Annotated in this window: 15 protein-coding genes; 2 read left to right on the forward strand and 13 right to left on the reverse strand. The window is 45.7% G+C overall.

Annotated features, from left to right (window positions below):
* Positions 1-57: 57 nt before the first annotated feature.
* Positions 58-1,200: a dienelactone hydrolase family protein gene (locus tag KUV50_RS15520; RefSeq protein ID WP_222581097.1), complete on the forward strand. Its 1,143-nt coding sequence runs from the start codon at positions 58-60 to the stop codon at positions 1,198-1,200.
* 307 nt (positions 1,201-1,507) lie between these two features.
* Here the strand turns inward: KUV50_RS15520 and KUV50_RS15525 are convergent, their stop codons facing one another.
* The 5 genes from KUV50_RS15525 to KUV50_RS15545 all read right to left on the reverse strand — a co-directional run bounded on the left by KUV50_RS15525 (position 1,508) and on the right by KUV50_RS15545 (position 9,811).
* Positions 1,508-3,373 carry a RagB/SusD family nutrient uptake outer membrane protein gene (locus KUV50_RS15525; protein WP_222581098.1) on the reverse strand — a complete coding sequence of 622 codons (1,866 nt, stop codon included), beginning with the start codon at positions 3,371-3,373 and terminating at the stop codon, positions 1,508-1,510.
* A 31-nt stretch (positions 3,374-3,404) separates the two neighbouring features.
* The gene (locus KUV50_RS15530) at positions 3,405-6,533 is read right to left on the reverse strand and encodes a SusC/RagA family TonB-linked outer membrane protein (RefSeq protein WP_222581099.1); all 3,129 of its coding nucleotides are present in this window, start codon (positions 6,531-6,533) and stop codon (positions 3,405-3,407) included.
* Positions 6,534-6,921: 388 nt separating this feature from the next.
* Positions 6,922-7,476 carry a hydrolase gene (locus KUV50_RS15535; RefSeq protein WP_222581100.1) on the reverse strand — a complete coding sequence of 185 codons (555 nt, stop codon included), beginning with the start codon at positions 7,474-7,476 and terminating at the stop codon, positions 6,922-6,924.
* Positions 7,477-7,515: 39 nt separating this feature from the next.
* Complete coding sequence (locus tag KUV50_RS15540; RefSeq protein ID WP_222581101.1) at positions 7,516-9,228, reverse strand: GMC oxidoreductase; 1,713 nt, start codon at positions 9,226-9,228, stop codon at positions 7,516-7,518.
* Positions 9,221-9,811: a gluconate 2-dehydrogenase subunit 3 family protein gene (locus KUV50_RS15545; RefSeq protein WP_222581102.1), complete on the reverse strand. Its 591-nt coding sequence runs from the start codon at positions 9,809-9,811 to the stop codon at positions 9,221-9,223. The genes KUV50_RS15540 and KUV50_RS15545 overlap by 8 nt, the downstream gene beginning before the upstream one ends.
* Before the next feature lie 293 nt (positions 9,812-10,104).
* Here KUV50_RS15545 and KUV50_RS15550 point away from each other — a divergent pair, with 293 nt between their 5' ends.
* Complete coding sequence (locus KUV50_RS15550; RefSeq protein WP_222581103.1) at positions 10,105-11,229, forward strand: AAA family ATPase; 1,125 nt, start codon at positions 10,105-10,107, stop codon at positions 11,227-11,229.
* A gap of 689 nt (positions 11,230-11,918) precedes the next feature.
* On the opposite strand, the gene KUV50_RS15555 is transcribed toward KUV50_RS15550, so the two are convergent.
* The 8 genes from KUV50_RS15555 to rpiA all read right to left on the reverse strand — a co-directional run bounded on the left by KUV50_RS15555 (position 11,919) and on the right by rpiA (position 22,972).
* The gene (locus KUV50_RS15555; RefSeq protein ID WP_222581104.1) at positions 11,919-12,737 is read right to left on the reverse strand and encodes an endonuclease/exonuclease/phosphatase family protein; all 819 of its coding nucleotides are present in this window, start codon (positions 12,735-12,737) and stop codon (positions 11,919-11,921) included.
* Between the two features lie 90 nt (positions 12,738-12,827).
* Entirely contained in the window at positions 12,828-13,976 is a 1,149-nt protein-coding gene (locus KUV50_RS15560) for a DUF4998 domain-containing protein (RefSeq protein ID WP_222581105.1), read from the reverse strand.
* A 17-nt stretch (positions 13,977-13,993) separates the two neighbouring features.
* Positions 13,994-15,154, reverse strand: a complete 1,161-nt coding sequence (locus KUV50_RS15565; protein WP_222581106.1) for a DUF4959 domain-containing protein — start codon at positions 15,152-15,154, stop codon at positions 13,994-13,996.
* A gap of 20 nt (positions 15,155-15,174) precedes the next feature.
* Positions 15,175-17,064, reverse strand: coding sequence for a RagB/SusD family nutrient uptake outer membrane protein (locus KUV50_RS15570; RefSeq protein WP_222581107.1), 1,890 nt, complete (start codon positions 17,062-17,064; stop codon positions 15,175-15,177).
* 13 nt (positions 17,065-17,077) lie between these two features.
* A complete protein-coding gene (locus tag KUV50_RS15575; RefSeq protein WP_222581108.1) occupies positions 17,078-20,260 on the reverse strand; it encodes a SusC/RagA family TonB-linked outer membrane protein in 3,183 nt (1,060 codons plus the stop codon).
* 309 nt (positions 20,261-20,569) lie between these two features.
* The gene (locus KUV50_RS15580) at positions 20,570-21,661 is read right to left on the reverse strand and encodes a transporter substrate-binding domain-containing protein (RefSeq protein WP_222581109.1); all 1,092 of its coding nucleotides are present in this window, start codon (positions 21,659-21,661) and stop codon (positions 20,570-20,572) included.
* 12 nt (positions 21,662-21,673) lie between these two features.
* Positions 21,674-22,120, reverse strand: a complete 447-nt coding sequence (locus KUV50_RS15585) for a GatB/YqeY domain-containing protein (RefSeq protein WP_222581110.1) — start codon at positions 22,118-22,120, stop codon at positions 21,674-21,676.
* 189 nt (positions 22,121-22,309) lie between these two features.
* Complete coding sequence (rpiA, locus tag KUV50_RS15590; protein WP_222581115.1) at positions 22,310-22,972, reverse strand: ribose-5-phosphate isomerase RpiA; 663 nt, start codon at positions 22,970-22,972, stop codon at positions 22,310-22,312.
* Between the last annotated feature and the right edge of the window lie 8 nt (positions 22,973-22,980).

Raw genomic sequence — 22,980 nt, forward strand, 5'->3', positions numbered from 1 at the left:
CACGTCTGCAGCAAACAATTTGTATTTTTGATTTCTCATCAACACTTCTTACATCCTATGCGTGTTTTTTCGATCGTGATTATTGTCGTATTGATTGCAGGTTGTGCAGGACCCCGGAAAAATTCAGTTCCCGTGGCGGACCATCCTGACATTTGGTCCCGCATCGATACCTTTTTTGAACCACCTATCGAGTATCAAGGTGAATATGGCGATTACCGTTCTCCGTTGGTGTATTACAATGGCGATACTGTTAAATCCAAAAAAGAATGGAACACCCGGCGTCTAGAAATCAAAAACACCTGGATGGATAAAATGGGCGCATGGCCGGCCTTGTTGGAGGATCAGAAGCTAACCCTGGTCGATAGTGTGCATCGGGAAGATTTTATGCAGTATACGGTCGAATTTAATTGGATGCCCAATGAAAAGACCTATGGTTATCTGTTGGTACCGGACCGAAAAGGAAAAAAACCGGCAGTGATCACGGTATATTATGAACCGGAAACGGCCATCGGAATCACGGATATTGAAAACCGTGATTTTGCTTACCAGCTGGCAAAACGGGGATTCGTTACTTTATCACTTGGAACGAAGGACGCGTCTGAAGCAAAGACTTTTGCTTTGTATTACCCTACTATTGAGAATGCGGAAGTAGAACCGTTGTCCATGTTAGCGTATGCTGCGGCCAATGCCTGGTATGCGCTGTCACATTATCCGGAGGTGGATTCGAACCGGATCGGAATTACGGGGCACTCTTTCGGTGGTAAATGGTCCATGTTTGCCTCTTGTCTGTTTGATAAGTTTGCTTGTGCCGCCTGGTCAGATCCCGGTATTGTTTTTCAGGATGACCGTCCGAGTATTAATTACTGGGAACCCTGGTATCTGGGGTATCATCCCAAGCCTTGGCGGAAAAGAGGATTAATGACCGAAGACAATCCAGCGGTTGGGTTGTATCCTCAATTGCGTAAAGAAGGATTCAACTTGCAGGAGTTACATGCATTGATGGCCCCCCGTCCGTTTTTAGTGTCTGGAGGCTCTGAGGATCCGCCTTCCCGATGGAAAGTATTGAATCACAGTGTGGAGGTGAATTCGTTGCTGGGCTACCCTAATCGGGTTGCCATGGAAAATCGTCCCGACCATAGTCCCACTCCGGAATCCAATGAGGTGATTTATGAGTTTTTTGAGTATTTTTTGAGTGAGTAGGATTTTGGAATTGGAAGGTGAAGATATGGTAGAAAAGAAGCCATCAATACCGCTTGGTATTTATGATTTAGTGTACCAGCCTGGGATTGGTAAACCAATGAGAGGCTTGTATTCGCATGGATTGCCGAACCCAAAAACAACATCAGGCCATTAGCACTAGGAATCGAAAAGTTCCTACAGGTTATTTGATTAGCTAAAACATTTAGTGTCATTTTTTTTTCTAATAAAAAACCCGCCGCAAACAGTGTCTGCGGAGGGTTGAAGTTTTGATTCATCACTTTATTGATGCACAATTAACCATTAATAATCAGTACCCCGGGTTTTGTGTCAACTGAGGTGCTTTGTTCTTCTCTTCCCGGGCGATAGGCAGCCAGTACTGGGAGTCTTTCCATTCGCGTTCATCGACCGTGGTAGATTTATCATAAAACCATCGAGTACCGCCATCGCTGAAATGGGTAATTTTCATGGAGTGGACATCTTTGATGACCTCATCAGCAATCATCCACTTCCGGATGGTGTACCAGCGATCACCTTCCCCAAAGAATTCAATCTGACGTTCATGACGCAACCATTCTCTGGCCTGTGCCTGATCCGCAGTGACCCGATCGGGTAGACCGGCCCGGTTCCGGACCATATTGAGCGCATCGAGGCCTTCCTGAATATCACCCAACTCGATGGCTGCTTCCGCAAAGTCCAAAACAACTTCTGCATACCGGAATTCCAGCCATGCATTTTCATTGTTGAAATATTGTCCGACTGTGCTTTCATCCATGTATTTTTTGATGTAGTAGCCGACCTTAGTTCCGTTCCAGGCTTCGATCAATCCCTGACGGGTATCCAGTCCGGCTGTTTCACTACCATCGGCTTCCAGCCAATACCCGGTCTGGACCCGACCAGTGGGATCAATTCCCGCCGCATCGCTGGGGCGGTCTTGCCACTTGGCACCATCATACAGAACACTGGCATAAAAGCGGGGTTCCCGGCCATTGTAGGGATTGCGCTCAGGGTCAGCTTCCAGTTCAGCTGCTGAGAATTCTCTGACCTGATCATCTCCTGGATTGTATTTGTCCCATTGGAAAGGTGTCCCGTCGCTCATTTCAAATTTGCGAACCACGGGTTCCAGCGGGTTGTTATTCCCCCAATTGTGGTATCCATTGGGTCCGAACCATTTGTTTTGTGACGTGGTATTGCCCTGTGAATTTAAATATTGAACGCCCCAAATTACCTCATCATTCCATTCCCCCTTTTGCGTGAACAGGTTGTAGAAATTGGCGGCATAAGCATCTACGTCTGCCTGGGTCATATTTGCGGGTGGATCATCGGTTCCTCCTACGAGGGCGTACTCGCCATAGGTGCCATCCATCACCGATTTGGCGGCGGCCTTAGCTTGCTGTAGACGACTTTCTCTGGATCCGTTTTGGAATGAAACCAAAGGATCAGAAGCCATGTATCCTCCATTCATCAGTTCTCCGGCACTAAAGCTCAAAAGCCGGGACTTTAATGCTGCTGCAGCCCCCTTCGTCGCACGCCCTTGTTCGATATTCCCCTTTTCGGGTAATCCTGCGATGGCTTTTTCTATATCCGCCAGGATAAAATCCAGGGTTTCGTCAACGCCGGATCGTTTGGCTTCCAGAAAATCCTCCCCCAGTTCAAAAGGTTTGTCGATCAGGATCAATCCTCCATAGGAACGGAAAAGATTCGTGTAATCGAAGGCGCGAATAAAATGGGCTTCGGCTTTCATTCTATCCAATAAGGCTTGATCATTGGGTGTCTCGATGGGTGTCTTGTCGATATTGGCTAACAGGACATTGACGTTTTTAATATTTTGATACAAAGGATCCCATTGTAAAAATGAAAATCGCCAATTACCAAAATGCCCCATATCGTCCGGGCTAAGTGTTCCCTTTACAAACGTGTACCCCCCGGGCCGGTGAATGCACAATGTCTCGTCAGTGGCAGATGAAAGGAGGTCTTCCCGAAGGCCTAGAACCTGATTGTTGTCTCCGCCGATGTAATCGTAACAACGACCAAGATACGCATCGACCAGGTTGATGTCCTGGAATACGGATTCTTCATTAAATGAATCTACGGCCTGCTGATCCAGGATGTCTTCACAAGAGAATAGTCCGCCGAGCAGCAGTAAGAAAGTTATGGATGTGATTAATTTTTTCATGATTATTGTGTTTTAACTATGGTCCGATTGATTAAAAAGTCACTCTGGCTCCGACAGCAAATGTCTTGACCGCTGGATAGGTCATTGGATTCCCGATCTCCGGATCAAAGTTTTTCTGCGCAGAATAAAGCAGCATTAAGTTGTTGCCTGAGACAAATATGTTGGCATGAGAAACCCCCAAATTACCAAAGGCTTCACTCGGAATGGTATAGCTCAACACCACATTTTTTAAGCGGGTGTAGGCCATGTTACTCCACCAATAGGTACTGTTATTGCGACCAAATGCCCAGTACTGATCATCCCGGTTGTAAGCCCGGGCAACGCTGGCGTTGGGATTTTCTGGTGTCCACCGATTGTCAAAGTGCCACTGGAAATAGTTTCCGGCTTCTCCTCTTCGGCCATCCTGGACATTTTGTCGGTAATACTCTCCCTGGCCTTGGATCAGAACGGACAACGCCCAGTTTCTATAGTTGGCCTCCAGAGCGACACCGTAGAAGACTTCGGGTGCATCGGTTTTGTCAAATAAAATTCGATCGTCGCTGTTGATTTTGCCGTCACCGTTGATGTCGGCAAACTTGACATCACCGGGTTTGGCATTGGGCCAGGATGCTGAAGATTCTACATCCGCCTGATCTTTAAATATTCCAACGGCCTGATACAATAGTTCTGCACCATAGGGATGGCCGGTACGTTGTTGCCAGGGAACGGCCCGTTCGGGTTCATCCATAAAGACAACCTTGTTCCGATTCCAGCTAAAATTACCCGTGATATCAAATCGAAAATCATTGCTAAAATTTTTATGATAGCCTCCCTCTACTTCAAATCCCCGATTATCGACTTCGGCTATGTTTTCATCGGGTAGCTCCAGACCTGTAAATCCGGGGACAGAAGCGTTTCGTTGGGTCAGGATATCTGAGCGTTTATTGTAAAACAGTTCCGCTGTCAGCGAAAACAAATTGTCTTTGAACTGTGCATCAAATCCAATGTTGGAGGTGGTTTGCTTTTCCCAGGTGATATTGGGATTCGCCACACCACTTTGTTGAACCACGGTCTGCACGGCTTTGCTGGTGTTGAAAGTCATACCACTTGACAGAACATACTTGTTCACGTATTGGAAAGGATCGCCCGGATCCATTCCGATCTTTCCGTAGCTGGCCCGCAGCTTAAAGTAATTCATGAAAGACAGATTATTCTTCCAGAAGTCTTCCTCTGAAGCCCGCCATCCTAATAATATAGCCGGGAAATTACCCCATCGGCTGTTTGGGGGAAACTTCAATGATCCATCTCGCCGGATGAGGAACTCTGCCAGGTACTTGTCCTGATAGCTATAGTTGACCCTCCCTATCCAGGACTTCCGGGAGTAGATGCCAAGTGTTCCTTCATTGTCCTTGTCGGTGTCCGATCCCGCGTCAATGCTTTGAACCACGTCAGATATGTAATATTTACGGAATGCCTGGAAATTGTTCCAGTCCTGATCAAGTTGTTCATACGCTCCAAAAAGGGATAGATCGTGTTCCCCAAATTGACGATCGTACGAAATACTGGCGTTGGCCAGCTTCCGAGTGAACCGGTCATAGTACTCACGGAGTTCCGGTGCGGATACTCCACGGGGGGTGGGGGTTAATTCCATGTCGGTAATAAATCCTTCCGAATTACGGGTAGCTGTTTCCCATTTTGGGAAATACAGCGTCCAGGGCTTTTGGAAGCGCTTTCTGTAAGCATTTCTGATGTCGTAGGTGTAAAAACCACTGATCGTCAATCCTTCCGTAAAATCCGGGGTAATATCTCCACGGAACGTGAATTGATTGACATAATCTTTATCATCATCGTACCCTGTTTCGAGTGTGGAGGTCACCACTGGATTGTCTCCATACTCGATATCCGGTCCTGGTCTTCCATTGGGCCAGAATGACCATTGAGTCGGAACCAATCGGGTAGACTGACCGAATATATCCCCGGCACTTTTGGTCGGATACAATCGTCGGTTCAAAAATCCGGCGTAGTCTACGGAGGTTTTTAGCCAGTCGGTGATGGGTACTTCCACTTTAGCCCTCAGGTTATATTGCTTATAGTTGGTGGATTCCTGCTCATAGATGGCTTCCTGGTTTTTGAAACCAGCCGAGACGTAGTAGAGCATCCCATTGAATCCCCCATCAAATGAGAGGTTGTGCTTGCTGTTCGTGTTCCATTTGGATACCAAATCTCCGACCCAGTCACTATTTGGATGTTCCCAGGGATCACGTCCACTGTAATACAACTCGATATCTTCATCCGAATAGGTTCGGTTTCTGTTTTCATAATCCTGATATTCACTCAGCATGGTTGCATAGTCCCCCGCATTGGTCACTTCGGGCAAGACCGTCGGAGTCATAAATCCCTGATAGAATTGATAGTTGAGTCGTGGTTTCCCGGATTGTCCTTGTTTTGTGGTCACTAATATCACTCCGTTCGCAGCAGTTGCTCCATAAATAGCGGCGGAAGCATCCTTAAGAACGGATATGCTTTCGATGTCGATCGGGTCAATTTCACTTAAGGACCGGCCAGGTATCCCGTCGATCACCACCAGTGGTCCAGTCCCATCTCCCAGTGTCGTCCGACCCCGGATCAATATCTTAGCGGCATCTTGTCCTGGCTCGCCTGATCCCTGGGCAATGACCGTGCCCGGTAGTCGACCGGATATGGCGTTGGTCACATCAGGTGCCGGTATAGCTTCTATTTTGGATCCGCTCACAGCGGTAACCGCACCGACTACATTGGCTTTTTTCTGTGTTCCGTATCCGACCACCACGATTTCATCCAATTGCTGGAGATCTGCTGTTAATACAACATCATGCACCGGTTCACCATCCACCGCGACTTCCAGCGTCTGATAACCGACGTATGAAAAAATCAAAATAGCATCATCCGCTACATCTTGAATGCTGTATGTGCCGTCCAGATCAGTAGAAGTCCCTTTGGTTGTTCCTTTGACCAGAACATTAACACCAATGAGGGTTTCTCCATTGGCATCTTTAACCGTTCCGCTGACATCTACTTCTGGGTACAGTGCATTTCCGAGGACTTCTTCTTCGGATGCTTTGGTGTGAATGGAGGCCTGGATCGGTTGATAAATACCGAGTAGTAACCCCATCAAAATGAATTTACAGGTAAAAGTTTTCATTATGATAAGTTTTTATGAGTAAAAATAGATCGCTCTCACTGATTGTGATGCTAGTGATACAGGAAGGGGATTAGACTGGTGGAAGTGTCGGTTTGTTATAATCTACACTCCAAATCAATACGTATGCATTAGCTTCAATCCTATTCTAAAACTTTTGGTAAAAAAGTTACAACTTTTGTAAAAATAGGCAATTGCATCTCAATTTGCAAATATATTCTTAACTAAATATCCAACAAATGGGTTGTTGCATCATATTTCAGAGAATGTGAAGGGGGGACTCTGAATAAATAAACGCATAAGACATGTATAATGTATGACAAAATAAGGTTGCCCTCAATGTATCTTTCGTGAACCTTTGGAGAATAGTAGTGGGGTAGAGCGGAATCCTCTATTTTATAAGTTTCGATATTCGCTTGAAAGTATCTGTTCCTGCCTGCTTAAGCAACTGGAATAAAATCATCTCCGTGGTACAGATCATTGCGCCGGACTGGCGAAGTCTTTCGATGCCAAAATGACGGTTGGCGGGGGTTAGTGACGACACTGCATCGGCCACGAGATGGACTGTGTAGTTTTGGTCAAGTGCATCAAGCGCTGTATTGAGTACACAGATGTGTGCTTCAGCTCCGGCCAGAATTAAATGGTTTGCATTCAGTTTTTTTATTTCCTCAACGAAGGTAGAGTTTCCCATGCATGAAAAAGAAATCTTTTCCACCACCTGATCGCCGGACTCTTTTTGCACCGATGCACAGGTCGGGCCGAGTCCTTTGGGGTATTGTTCTGTGAATAGCAGAGGAATGCCAATGATTCGGGCACCGGAGATCAAGATATTGACGTTCCGGATTAGTTCATCCCCTTCCGAGATGACAGGAAGTAAGCGTTCCTGGACATCAATGATAATCAAAGCGGTGTTATCTCGGGTAGGAATCGCTGCTGAATGTTTCATGTGTTTATTGTTACTTCCATCTTTCACTTTCCACCTTTATCAGATATTCTGCTTTTTTAATTCATCAACCGCATAATTGGCTGCCCGGGCAGCCAATGTCATATACGTCAACGAAGGATTTTGGGTGCTGGTCGAGGTCATACACGCTCCGTCGGTCACAAAAACATTTGGTACTTCATGCATTTGGTTCCATTTGTTGAGTAGAGATGTCTTGGGGTCTTTGCCCATCCTTACGCCGCCCATCTCATGGATATCCAGTCCGGGTGCTCTACGATCATCGTCTGTTTGTATATTTCTGACGCCGGCTGCCTCAAACATTTCATGCATTTGTTCCAGATAGTCCTGGGTCATCTTCTCGTCGTTATCATCGTATTGGATATCGATTCGGAGCTGTGGAATATCCCATTGATCTTTGAGTTTAGAGTCTAGCTTGACAGTGCTAATTTCTTTTGGGATGGTTTCGCCCATCATGTGGGAGCCGATACGCCAGGGCCCATATTTTGGATTTAACAGGTTTGATTTAAGCTCTTCACCAATTCCATTGTAATCAGTTATAATCTGACGAGACCCACTCAATCCGGCGGCATATCCCCGGAGAAAGTCCGTTTCTTGCTTCTGAAGGTTTCGGAAGCGCGGAATATAACCTGCAGTAGGGCGACGACCCGATGTGCGAAATTCTTTGAGGCCATCATAATCACCAGAAATACGGGCCCGGTAATTGTGAAACGCCATGTATTTACCCAGCAATCCACTATCATTACCCAGTCCATTTGGAAAACGGTCAGAGGTCGAATTCAGCAGCACCAGATTGGTATTAATGGAACCGGCATTCACGAAAATTATTTTAGCAAAATAGTCGGTCGGGGTATTGGTTTTTGCATCAATGACCCGGACGCCGGTCGCTTTTTCTTTCTGATCATCATAAATAATGGAATGCACTACGGCGTGATGACGCAATGTGAGATTGCCCGTTTTCATAGCCCAGGGGAGCGTGGAGGAATTACTGCTAAAATAGCCGCCAAAAGGGCATCCGCGTTGACAAAGCCGTCTGTTTTGACAACCGCCCCGCCCCTGCTTGGCGTAGTATTCAAAGTTGCCGGTAATATGTGCGCATCGACCAATAATGACGGGACGATCCGGATAATGTTCAGCCATGGCTTGCTTGAAGTAGGCTTCCATAGCAGTCAATTCGAGGGGTGGAAGAAATTCTCCATCGGGTACGGATTCAAGGCCATCTTTGTGGCCGGAAACCCCAATAAATTTTTCCACATGACTGTACCAGGGAGCTACGTCTTTATAACGGATGGGCCAGTCCACCGCAAAGCCATCCCGTGCCGGACCTTCAAAATCATAATCGCTCCACCGTTGCACTTGCCTTGCCCAGAGTAAGGATCGACCCCCGGTTTGATAACCTCGTATCCAGTCGAACGGTGCATCTTGTACATAGGGGTGTTCTTCATCTTTTACGAAAAAATGCTGGGCATCTTCTTTGTAGGCATAGCATCGGTTTACGATGGGATTTTGTTGGGCGTCTTCATATGACATTTTCCCTCTGTGGGGGAATTCATAAGGCTGAAGATTGGTCGTGGGATAATCTTTGAGGTGCTCGACTTCCCGGCCTCGTTCAAGTACGAGTGTTTTGAGCCCGTTTTCTGACAGCTCTTTGGCTGCCCAGCCGCCACTCATACCCGATCCGATTACGATGGCATCGTAGGTGTTTTCTGCTTTTCCTTTGTTGTTTATGTTAGCCATAAATGTTTGCTTTCTCATTTTCTTCAATACGTAATTTTCCATGGAACGGTCCAGGCACTAGCTTGTAAGGCATCACTTCTTTCATGATGTACTCCGAAGTCATATAGCCTTGAACCGTGAGGTGCTTGGTGGTCCTTACACAATATCTGATTTGTTCAAAATCGACCACAACCTGATCACCGCTGTGTTCCACATCCGGATCCGAATGATTTAGGATCTGATTGATCAACTCATTCGCATGAGCCGAAGACATGCTCTGGAAATTCTGACGGGTTTGTTCAAGGGAATATTGATCCAGATTCTTAAGCCCTTCGGTGAATATTCGCTGATCCTCGGGGCTGTAACAGTCATTGATCATGACCAACACAAAGTCGCTGAGTTTCAATTCATCGGCACCGATATGGTCGGTGTCTGAAGGGATGATTGTATTGCAAAGTTTTTGTAGAGTGGCTTTGTGGTCCGCCGTGATCTGCAAATTATCGTACGCTTTCAAAACATCGTTTTTTGAAAAATCACACGAAGGTACCAGCATGATTCCGCCCGATAAGATAGCCAGTTGTTTAAGAATGTCCCGTCTGTTCATAGTGTGTTCAATGAGTGACTCGTGAATTAAATTGCCCTAAAGTAAATATTCAACGGGAGAAAACTCATTATCTGGTAATAATTTAAAATTTGACTCGGCGCGAATGCAGACCGGTGAGACGAATGCCAAATGCCCATAGTTCATTTGAGGGCTCAGCAATCCACCTGCACTGATTTGCTTTTTATAAAATTAATACGCATATTGCATTACGCAAAAGATGTAACGCAAAAACTGTAACGCAAAAACTGGAATTCTTAAATAACCAACAACCATTAATCATTAACCATATAGCTATGAAAAAGTCTGATAATCCATTTGTTCTTTACGGCTATTGGGGGAAAAAATATTTTTGTGACCGGGATGTCGAATTGGTAGAGTTAAAAGATCATCTGTCCAATGGCCGAAATATAGTACTCTACGCCTGGCGTCGTATGGGGAAATCATCGCTGATCAAATGTCTGTTCGCAGAACTGGACAAGTCAAAAATATACGACACGATATATATCGACTTGTTATCGACACAATCTCCATCCGAAGCTGTACGTGCCATTGCATTGGCGGTTTATCACAAATATGGAAAAACAGGGAAAGGTCTGTCCGCGACCATGCGCAAAATGTTTTCAGCCATTGGGGTTACGCTCAGTTTTGATCCGTTGTCCGGGGTGCCGGAAGTGACTTTTGGAGTTACTCAGGGTGGGGTGCCGGAGCGTTCGTTATATGCTATCGGACAGTTTTTGGAGGATCAGAAAAGATCGGTTATCCTCGCCTTGGATGAATTCCAACAAGTTGCTGATTATGAAGGGAAGAATGGTGAAGCCATTTTTCGGAACTGGATGCAGGAATTTCCGGCTCTGAGATTTATTTTTAGTGGAAGCCATCGCGGGATGATGGAAGCTATGTTTACCGAAAAAAGTCGTCCTTTTTACAAAAGTGCTCAGTTGATTTCGTTGGAGGCCATATCATTGGAATCGTACACGCCTTTCATTCAGAAGCATTTCAAGTCCGGCGGGATGTCCATCGCGAAAGAGCTAATCAGTGAGGTGTACCAGTGGGCCCGGGGACAGACCTACGCGATACAGTTGATTTGTAACTACCTGTACGGTCGTCGCCGGGATGTCTCGGAAGATGATCTTCATGCGATCACCCATAATATCCTTGATCAGGAAAACGCTGTATTTATTAATTATCAAAATATATTACCCGCCAATGAATGGGAAGTATTGAAAGCCATAGCCAAAGAAGGCTTCGTGCATTCACCTACCGGCCAGAAGTTTGTATTGGGGCATCAATTGGGTGCAGCCAGTTCCGTCCAAAGAGCGGTGCAATCCCTGGTGCGAAAAGAGATGGTGGTCAGGGAGGTGGATGGATATATGGTGCACGACATTATTTTGAGTCGCTGGTTGGCCAGACTTTTGTAGGTGTTAGGAGAAAGGTGTTAGGGGGTAGAATGGTGATGTTTGACTTTTGATTCATACATAATCCTCGGGGCAGAGCCCTCCCACAGCCAAGGCGGGGACAGGTCGGTTCCCTCATCCTACCCACCCAAAATGAGGGTATATCTTCGTCCTCGGGATGGAACCCTCCCACAGTGAAGGCGGGGACAGGTCGGTTCCCTCATCCTACCCACCCAAAATGAGGGTATATCTTCGTCCTCGGGATGGAACCCTCCCACAGTGAAGGCGGGGACAGGTCGGTTCACTCATCCAAGGTTCACCGAACCTTGTGCCCCGGCTAAGCCGAGGCTTCATTCGCTCATCCTCATCAAAGATGAATTTACCATCTTTGGTCTGCGTTCCACGCCGACTATATTCAGTCATTCCTGGCATCTGCACCTGTCTAACTGCCATTAAACAATAATCAACGCCAGGTAGGTAAATCAAAAGCCATGAATTTTGGGTTAATCCATTTGAATTCATAATCGCCGCATATATTCCGAAATATACTTCGATTCTCTTCGTCAAAATTACTCAACGCGGTTCTGGCTACACCCCGCTTTTTTCCTCAACAATCTTTGAATATCTACTAAATCATATACGGCATTATTAAATGCAAATGGTATTAGTCCTTTTTTTGGAGTATTCACCCAGAGCATAGATTATATCACAAACTACAAACTATCAATTGTAATAGTAGCGACCACAGGCCGATGATCCGAAGCGTATTCCTCTGGTACCACATGATGGTTGGTGGTCTGAAATGCACCTTTGGGTCGATACATCAGAAAATCAATGGTTTTTGTGGGGTTGATCATCGGTATGGTATAGGGACATTCACCGGTGCACGTTCGTTGAAAGGTTTTATCAAACAAGGCAATGGTTTTACTGGATGGAACTACATTAAAATCGCCACCGATAATAACCGGTATAGATAGTTGTTCCAGGGCTTTTAAAAGTGTATTGGATTGATGCAGATTGTTTTCTTCCGTTTTAAAGTCCAGGTGGGTGCTTCCAAACCAAAGGGATTGACCATCTACCTGAACTTTTATGCCGGCCCAGGAGCGATCCTCCGCTTTGACACCCGGGAGGGTCGGTAATTCAATCCGGATGGAATCCTCTATAGGGAATTTGGATAACACGGCATTCCCGTAGTATCCTCCCTGGTAATCGATCGCTTTGGCAAAGTAATAGTGCATGCCTAGTTTGTCAGCGATAGCTTGTGCCTGATGAAGGTCCTTGCCTGATCTGTCTGTGAAAACATCCACTTCCTGAAGCGCCACCAGATCCGGATCTTCTTTTTGAATAACCTGCGCGATTGCATCGATATCAATGACACCGGCCTCAGACGGTGGGTTGGCGTGATGAATATTGTAGGCCATAATCTTTAACGACTTTCTGCTGTTGTCGTTATCTTTATTCGCTTTTGGAGTGGAGCACGCAGATGTGCCTAACAGAGTCACAAGGAATACCCAGCATATTGACTTCATCATAAATAGATCTAGTTTTTTATGGATCAAAGATACCAATTCTTGATAAAGAAAAAGATCAGGTTTTTCCTAGCACAGTGAAATTTTTAACGCCTACTGTGCCTCATAAACCTCCAATTCTGCCAGCATCGCAAAAGGACTGGAACCACTTTGTGCATTGTACCGAATATACCGGGCTTCCACCGGTTCAAATTCCATTAATTGGCCATCGTCTGTTTTATTATCAATATCAAAAATTCCTTTATCTACCCATTTTTCCTGATCTATGCTGGTCAGAATCTGAACGACATTTTGAGCCGAGCCGTTTCCTCTGCGCCGGAAAGATTCTACGGCCCCTATATTATAAGCCTGACCAAGATCTAATATGAAGTAGTGGGGGTAATCCGGTGAACCGCCTTGCCACTGCGTATGCCAGAAGGTATTTAGATTGTCATCAATGGCTGCTTTGGCCAACCCGTTATCCGGGTAGGTGGCATTTCCTTCTGCCGGTTCTTCTGAATCCACTTCTATGATGGACCAATTGGATTTGTCCGTGATCAGGCTAAGCACGACGGGCACGGGCAAAGTGGTGGTGTCATACCGGGTGTAAAAAGTATCCACGGCGTTTGGTTCGGGCAGGTAATACGTACGGTAGTGCATCATGGAACCCGGTTTCCAATCATCCATTACCACAATTTCCTGATCGATATCGACAATTTCCATCACCGATTCCCCGTCACGATTCAGGTAATTGAGTTCAAATAGAGCAGCTCCTTTTGTTCCCTGTCCCCATTCGGTGATCAGAGTATCTCCTTCTTCGATAGACATATCCAGCAAAAGTCTGTTGTTAAGTGCAGTTTCATATCGGTCTCCGTATGCAGTACCTACGGTTTGAACTAGAACGGACTTATTGCCTTCTTTATCAATGTTGTGTAAATCGATAAAGTAAGATTTCTCATCCAAATTGGTAATTTCTACGGTCACAGAATCCAATGGCCCGGTGGGATTAACGTCGATGATTTTCGAATCCGCACCACCATTCCATTCGATAAGTGTTTGCCGGGCAGTGTTGGGGCTCGGGTAAAATATTTTAAGCTCTACCCTGTTTCGTCCCGGAAAGGTTTCTACGACTGGTTTAGTCGTATATATCTTTTCACCGGATTCAATGAATTTTTCATGAAACTGGTTGACATCCGAGCAGGATATACATGCGAAAAGTATCAGGCTCAGGGATGTAAAAAATGTTAATATATTCTTTGTCATAGCTTTCAACTTGATTTTTAAAGTATTTGCCCCCATAAGGAGACCTCCGCAAAGTGAATAAATCCAGTATTTCCCCAGGTTCTTTTCGTGACGAAACGAATATACCGAACGGGTGGATCGTTCAAGTCAAATCCGTAGTTGTCTCCCTCTTCAAAGTGGACTTGATCTTCATCGGGTGTTCCGCCTTGAAGGGTCGGTCGGGTTGCCTCACAATCACACAGTTTGGTCCACCCATCGAAGCTGCCGTCCGTAGGTTCCGATTCGCGTCCCCATACTTCCAGATTTCTGGGATTTCCGTGGGCGTAAAAGAAATTTTGACGCTGCAATACATTTAAGCGGCTAATTTTAGCAGTGACACCCAGGTCCAAAGTCCATATTTGAGGCCAGCCACTGCCTGCCCAGGTGTGATTGAAGGTGTTCGGATTGTCGTCATAAGCATACTCATACCGACCTTCCCAGGCGTCCATATCGGCATCTCCTTCCAGTTCGATTTTTTGAAATAAATCTTTATCCAACTCTTCTTCAAACAAGGGAGTCAGGGTAACCAACATAGTGTCTGAATAGTTGTCCCACCGGTCTCTGATCACGACACCAAATTCTCGTTCTGTAGGATCAAAACCACGAAGTGTATATTTTCCGGTGTCGACTGCACTATATACGGTCTCAAAAGGAAATAAAAGTCCGGTCGAATCCCGGGCCAGAAGTATAAAGGCCAGTGAGGCGTTGTTTTCATTGATCCAGGTATATTGCACCCCACCAAAATCAGGAATCATCTTCACGCTTGCAAATGTGGTATGCACCGAAGGTTCCTGAGGTGTAAAAGTCACTTCTACCGGAGAACTTTCATTCTCACTGCGGTCTACAGCCACTACGGTCACCTTTTTTTCATTGGTATCACCAAATCCTACAATCTTCAAGGTGTCGTGATACAGGGATGCCCGTTGTTCTGCAATTTGTCCATTCTTCAATTCATATTGTCCTTTCACATAGAGCAGGTCTGTATCATCAGGTAATTGATAGGTCAGGTAGGCTCCTCCGGGAATAGTTTCGACTTCCACATTGGTTACAGGCCCTGGAGCACCACCGTCTTTAGTGATTGGTTTATTCTCCAATTCAGAACAGCTGAATCCGGTCAGTAAAATAAAGAGAGCTATCAGATAGATTAAATTATGAGACATAATATAAAATGTTTTATAAGTTACCAACCCGGATTTTGAACCAGGTTCGGATTGTTGATAATTTCTGTTTCTTTGATCGGCCACAAATAATCCTTGGGTTCAAAATCCGATTGCCATAAATTGACCACCTGATAGAATTCCAGTCCCGGGCCATTGATGTTCCACCCTCGGATCGGTTGCGATAAAATATCTTCAGCCGTTTTCCAGCGCCGGATGTCCCAAAAACGCTGCCCTTCAAAAGCCAGTTCAATCTTCCGTTCTTGTTGTATTATTTCCCGCATTCCTGTTTTGGAGGATGGTTTGTCGGGTTGGCGGGAATAGGTCGACCATGATTCTACGACACCTTCGAGCCCGGCTCTTTCCCTTATTTTATCGACATATTCATACACTTCAGCATCGGGCGCTGACTTTATCTCATTCAGTGCTTCTGCATACAAGAGGTAAAGGTCTGCCAGGCGAATAATAGGAAAAGGGTAAGAGTAGTTGATGACGTAGGACTGACCGTTGAAGTTGTTTTTAGCATCGATCAATTTTTTTACAAAATATCCTGTCGCAGAGAACTCGCCTTGATTTCTTTTTGTCGCTAGTTCACCAGCACGAGCCTGGACATATCGATAAGTGGGATCCAGGACATAGGCTCCACGGTCAAATGCGATACCAGCATAAAAACGGGGTTCCCGTTCAAAGTGTAGTTTGGCGGTGAACTGACCTGGCTGTACAAAGTCGGCTTCATCACTGGAGGCGCGCTGAAGTTCATATCTGCGGTCGTATTCGTACATTTTGTCTTCATCGATGGGTACACCGTTTTTGGAATAAAAGAGTTCAGCCATCCGGAGCGTGGCCGCATAGAACTGTGACACCGGGTTGGCAGAAGTTACCGTTACAAGCAGAGGCTGTGCCATGCGCTGGTAGGTCCAGGAAAAACGGAAATGTGTGGAGCCCCATATGACTTCCGGAGATTCTCTGGCAGATATGATGGAACGAAGCATCAATTCCTGGCGAATTGTTTCATTTAAATCGGAATTAGTTTCATATTCCTGGACGAGCTCGAAACCGGCCTCTTCACACAGGTCAATGGCTGTCTTCACCGCATCTGCTGCAATCTGCCATTTCTCAGGTGAGTACGTGGTGTTGAATAAATGGCGACCCTGATCATCCACTACAGCGGAGAAGTCACTGTTTCCATTGAACAAAGGGCTGGCAGCGGTCATCAACATGCGCGCTTTGATGGATGCCACAATAGGCTGTGTGATCCGACCCATTTCGGTCGTCAATGATTCTACTTTGAGTGGTAGGTCTGTCATTGCTTCATCCATCAGATCAGAAATGTAAGCGACCACATCATCCACAGGTTGGCGATACGTTTTGATCCCCTCTGAAGAAGTATATATCGGTAGATTTTCATCTATGATTGGTATCGGTCCATAGCTTTTGAGCAACCAGAAATGATAGTAGGCCTTCAGGAACTTTACCTCTGCGATCCATCGCTTCCGTTCCGTTTCCTGAATATCATGCGGCCGATCGATGTTCTCCAGAAAAATATTGCAATCCCGAATGGCCTGAAATAGTGGTTTTCCTCGCTCCAAACCATCCCAGTAGTTTAGATAGGGCGTTACGGTGGATTGCAGGTTTCGTGCGATGAGGGTTGCCTGCGGGTCGCCTTGTTCTTCATTGAGCCAGACTTCGTCACTGCCGAGCAACCCGGGGTTGACCCAGGGATCGCCATAATTTGGCAAATAGGAATAGCACGTGGCCAGAAATTTCTCTGCATTGGCCCGGTCGGTAAACGCGTTGTCCAGCGTAGCTACATTATCGGGTACGATATCCAGATAATTGCAACTAGTCACTGTAAGTCCCAGGACGCTGATCAAAACGCATAGGAATATATAAGGTTGGTGTATGTATTTCATTTTGTCTTTCATTTTAAAAGGATACTTGTAATCCAAAGTTAAACACTCGTTGTACCGGGTAATCCAAACCATTTCCGCCCATTTCCGGATCCCATAATTTGAATTTACTCCAATGCATTAGGTTCGTTCCGCTGACGTAGACCCTTAATTGTTTCATTTTATATTTATCAATCCATTGTTGCGGTAAATTATAGCCTGCTTCAAAAGATTTTAATCGTAGAAAAGAACCATCCTGCATCAGCCAGGTTGACTGCTGATTGTTATTGCTTTCCAGATTATCTGATAGTCGAGGCCAGAATGCATAGGCATTGCGGTCGGTTTCGGACCAGTAATCATCCGCCACTTTTTGGAGTAGAGCATTGTAGCCTATGAAATTTTTGGTTTCACCATTGTAGGTGGCGTCAATAAATGGAGCCACAAAATTCTGATTGATCCAAAACGAAGAGTTTGCAGAACCCTGGAAGAACATCGACAGATCAAAATCTTTGTATCCGGTCGAGAAACCAAATCCATAGATCACTTCAGGTGTCGTTGGGTAGCCGATTGGAACCCGATCCAGACCGGTAATCTTATCATCACCGTTGATGTCCCGGTATTTGATATCTCCACCTCGTACTACGCTTCCGAAGAGTTGCTGTGGTGATTGATGCACTTCTTCATCGTCAATAAATAACCGTTCCGCCAGATAGCCCCATTGTTGTGTGATGGGCTGGCCGATCCTTGACAGCCATGGGGTCTCCGTATAACTTGGTTCTTCAAAACGATCAAATACGCCACGGGCATAGGTGAAATTAGCACGACCGATGATCCAGAAATCATTATTGAAAAAGTGCTCTACATCGAGCGACATATCAATACCACCGCTGGAAGCTGCCCCGACATTGGCTTTCGTACTGGCTTGTAACCCCAGTGTCGCCAGATTGATCCGGTCCATCAGAATATTATCTCTGCTCTCGAAGAAAACATCGGTAATCAATGTGGCTGTATTGAACAATCCCATTTCAAACCCTAAATTCAGTTTTTTGGCTGTTTCCCAGGTGATCAGATCATTAGCATACCGGCCGATAGAGACTCCATCCACGGACACCAGTCCATCAGTCCCCCAACTGTATGATCTTGCCGGGTCATTCAGACTGACATTGGACAGGTAGAAGAACCGGTCTGCTGGACTGCCAATGGCATCATTTCCCACCAGCCCGTAGGTTGCTTTTAGTTTCAGACTGTTGACAACCGGACTGAGTGGCTCCCAGAAATCTTCATTCGATACCAGCCATCCGGCCCCATAAGAGGGGAAAAACCCGAATCGTTCCTGTGCAGCAAAACGTTCCGTCCCATTATATCCAAAGTTGAATTCGGCAAAATACCGATCCGCAAAAGAATAAGTGAATCGACCCGATAAACCCAGGTTTCTTCGGGGTAATGATCCTTGCAGGTCAGTACCGGCTCCGGGGGCTACCAGCGACTGGCGAGCGATACCCACAAGCAACCCACTGACGCCATGTACATCGTTAAAAGTGCGATTGTAATTGATTGCACTTTCGGCATAAAAGTTGGATAATAAATCCTTGTTGCTGGGTTCAAAGTCGAGGTATTCCCTTCCCTCGTCTGAGTTCAACGGTTCCAAAACATACTCATCCGCCCGACGGTCAAACGATTCCACTTTGTAATAAAAAGGAATGGATGTTCTTTTAACATCAAAAAAGGATTCCCGATAGGTGTTGGCCATGATGCGAAAGTTTAAGCCTTCGGTGATCATTTTGAGGTCTTGTTGAATCTGAAATTGAGCCAGCATCAGTGATTTACTACTCTCTTTATAGCCCCGTGTAAGATCTGCATAGGGGTTCATAAATCGTCCACTTCCTGCATTTCCATATAAGATATGTTGTCGGAATCGGTTGGCTTCATCGGGCTCATAGTAAGCCGGAAAAAGAACGGGATTGGATCGTGCAACATTTCGATACACCTGGGTTCCCCCATTTATGGGACCCGTATAGTCATCAAATGTACCATGAACACGCAGTGTGGCTTCAGTGGTCTCACTCAGCGTTATATCTATATTGGACCGGACCAGATACTGCTGCAGATCGATGTTGGAATTGTAACTGTTTCGGTTGTCTACTTTTAAGATACCATTATCTTTGGATGCCGACGCAGAGATGTAATATCTTGCAATGGATCCGCCTCCGCTTAAATTAAAATTCAAGCGGGTATTCGTGGTTGAGTTTTTAATGGTCTCACCGAACCAATCGTTCGCGGGATAAGCAAATTTGTTTCGGTTGGGATCGGCTGTCTGGTCAATTTTGAGCTGGGAATAAGGAAGAATGCCCAATGGGTCTCTTGTACGGACAGCTTCATTATGGAGCCTCATGTAGGTCAGCGGATCCGCAAAATCAATTTTCTGTGTAGGCCGGGAGTTAGAGGATTCCAGACGAACATTAATTTTCATGACGCCCTCTACGCCTTGTTTGGTCGTGACCAGGATGACACCATTTGCCCCCCGCGCTCCGTACAACGAAGTGGCTGTTGCATCTTTCATGATCGAAAAACTGGCAATATCATCCGGGTGCAAATCAGCGAGATCATCAGTAGAAAGTTCGATCCCATCGATCAGAATCAACGGACTACGGTTGTATCCAAACGTGGTCACACCACGGATAAAAAACTCCGCATTGTCCTGGCCAGGTTCGCCAGAGCGTTGGTAGGATATGATTCCCGACATCCGGCCGGCCATGGCCGTGGTTAGATTGCTTGAGGGCACACGGAGCTCACTGGGATTAACGGTGGTCACGGAGGCAATGACGCTTTCTTTCTTTTGTTTTCCAAAGGCGACCACGGTCAGCCCTTCAAGCTCCTGAAGTTTGCTTTGCAATACGACATCGATGGTGCGCTGGTTGTTGATCTCGATCAGCTGTGTTTCCATTCCTACGTAGGAGAAACGAATGGTTCCGTCGGAGGGGGCTCCGATGGTATATTTACCATCAATATCGGTGATGACACCCCCTTGAAGATCGATGATGGTTACCGTAACACCGGGTAAAGGCACATTGTCCTCATCGACGACCGTGCCACTTACCTGGATGGTGTCTGGAACGAAATTTATATTTGATTCATCTTTCGTTTCTGGTGCTCCGAAACCAGAGACATAAAAAAGCGTCATAATAAATGTGACACTCAGCTTAAGTAAGTGTATTCTCATTGAATAATTATTAACGGATTACTAATTGATACCTTTTTTTAGATATATGTCTTACAATATACGTAGAAAGACATACAAAATCAGAGGCCAAAACTATAAAAATATTATGAAATTGGCGGGTAATAGTCAAATAAATATTAAAATAGTTGCTGACGACCGATAAACATTTAATAAAGTTTATACGCAAATGAGAAACCAAGGCATGATTTCACGGGTGTCAAGAATGCAATAATCTGTTAATGATCGAGTGGTAGGTAGAAAAATACAGTGTGGATTCGTACGGATCCCATGTTTTCTGGCTTTTGCAGGTTATTTGGCTTCTTCTTTACCGAGCCAATTTCCGACAATTTCCCGGATAAGCCCTTCTTCCTGCATTTCCAGTAAATACACGCTTAGGGTTTTGCTCCACGGGCTGTCGAGCGGGGTGACAAAACCATATCCCTGGGGGAGATATTCGCCCAGTCCGATGGACAAATCCCGGGCTTGATCGGGGTGATTTTCGAGGTAGTATTTGAGTTGCGGTCGGTCATAAACCACTGCGCTGACTTTGCCTTCTTTTAGTTCATGAAGGCTGGTTTTTAGATCCGGCATTTTTACAATGACACCGGAATGATTTTCTACAAACTCTAGGGCTGGCGAATTGCCGACCAATGCGACCTTGTTCCCGGCCAAATCATTGGGACCTTGAATGGTTGAGGTATTCAGGCCTGATACCGTGAGTGTGCTGGCTATGCCGGCGACCAGGGAAGTTGCTGTGACCAAAGCTATAATCATCCAGGAACCTGCCACAATTCGACCTGCTCTTGTGATGGGCGCCCGATCCCCATACCCCACTGTGGTCATCGTCACAACGGCGAGCCATATTCCGTTGCCTATCCCATGGATGGGATCTTGAGGAAATTGTTCGGGGTTGGCCTTTCGCTCGGCCAACCAAAAGAGTGCTCCGACGCCGGTGAGAATAAGCAATAATACCGAGACGGCAATAAAAAAACCTTTGCTGAAAAAAGGTTGGATTCGCTTCCAAATGGAAAGTCCGCCATACGATGATGCGATGGAATAACTGGCGATAAAATAGGGCTGTGTAAATCGCACCTGTTCTGCTCGCTCTGATGTGATGCTTATGGGACCAACAACCACGTCCACTTGTTCATTTTTGACCAAACGAAGTGCCTCGTCTACATTGGCATTCCAGATGTACTTATAGCTTAGATTGTGTAAATCAGCGAGTTCTTCCCAGACCTCGATGGAGATACCTTGCGGATCAGTACTATCTTCCATCACAAAAGGTGGGTTCCCGGAAACCAAGACTTTAAGGGTGTCCTGACTATTTGCGGGGATCAGCATTTGGCAAAAAAGAAATGCCGAGAAAAATACTTTAGCAAAAATGCTTCTAGTCAGCATAATGTCCGATCATTAAGAAAGCCGAGCTTTGACCAGCGTGGCTATCGTCTTTCCATCTGCTCGTCCACCCATCTCTTTTTGTGCTAGTCCCATGACCCGACCCATGTCTGCCATGGTTTTTGCGCCCGTTTCATCAATGATGGCATCAATTTTTAGTTTAATCTCATCTTCACTCAGCTGTTCGGGTAAATAGGCCTGGATATGTTCGATTTCAGATCGTTCTTTTTCAGCAAGATCATCGCGGCCTTCTTTTTCATAAATTTCTAATGATTCCTGTCGAGATTTGACCATTTTTTGAATGATCTTCAGCTCTTTGGAGTCATCCATAGCCCCACCACTACCATCTGTTTTGGCCAGGATGATTTCCGATTTTACGGCTCTAAGTGCTCTTAGTTTATCTTTGTCCTTTGATTTCATGGCCTGAACCATGTCTTTTTGAATGCGGTTTTCTAAACTCATTGGAACTTAATTGGGTAATAAAATTTACTTGAGACTCAAAGATATGCTTTTTTCAGGACACTATGATCCTCGGGCGAGCAGCTGATTGATGAGGTATTGATTCTTTTCATGCGGAGCCGCTTCGGTAGCACTGGCTATTTATTAAAATATATGCTTCAGATCTCTATGGCTTAGGATGGCCTGAAAGCTTCAATATACTTCCAGGTCGCCATTGGAATGTCCACAAATGATATAGTCTGCCATATCGATGAAAAGACCGTTACACACCACACCTGGAATTTGATTCAATTTTACTTCGAGTTCCGCCACATTTTTTATCAGTCCGAAATCCGAATCCAGGATATAATTTCCATTGTCCGTCACAAAAAAGCCGTCATCTGACTCGCGCAGTGTGGTATCAGCATCCAGTTCTTGGATATGCCCGGCTGTGACTTGCCACGCGTAGGGAACAACCTCGACCGGCACCGAAAACGACCCAAGGCGTTCTACCTTTTTGGAGTCGTCGATGATGATAAGGTATAGATCAGTAATAGCTCCCACAATTTTTTCACGCAGTAAAGCACCACCGCCACCCTTGATTAGGTTTTTGGACGGATCTACTTCATCAGCACCATCAATAGTGATGTCCAATCGGTGAACTTCATGATGGGCCATCAAGGGGATATGCAATGATTTCGCGAGCTCTTCAGAGGCTTGGGATGTCGGGAAGCATGTAATGTTTAGTCCTTCTTTTACTTTAGTTCCCAAAGCATGTATTGCATAGAAGGCTGTAGACCCGGTTCCCAGGCCGATTTTCATGCCAGGTTTTACATATTCGGCAGCTTTTTTACCAGCTAGTTCTTTCGGATTCAGATTATTCA

It is taken from the genome of Membranihabitans marinus (assembly GCF_019802045.1).
Classification (GTDB): Bacteria; Bacteroidota; Bacteroidia; order Chitinophagales; family Saprospiraceae; genus Membranihabitans; species Membranihabitans marinus_A.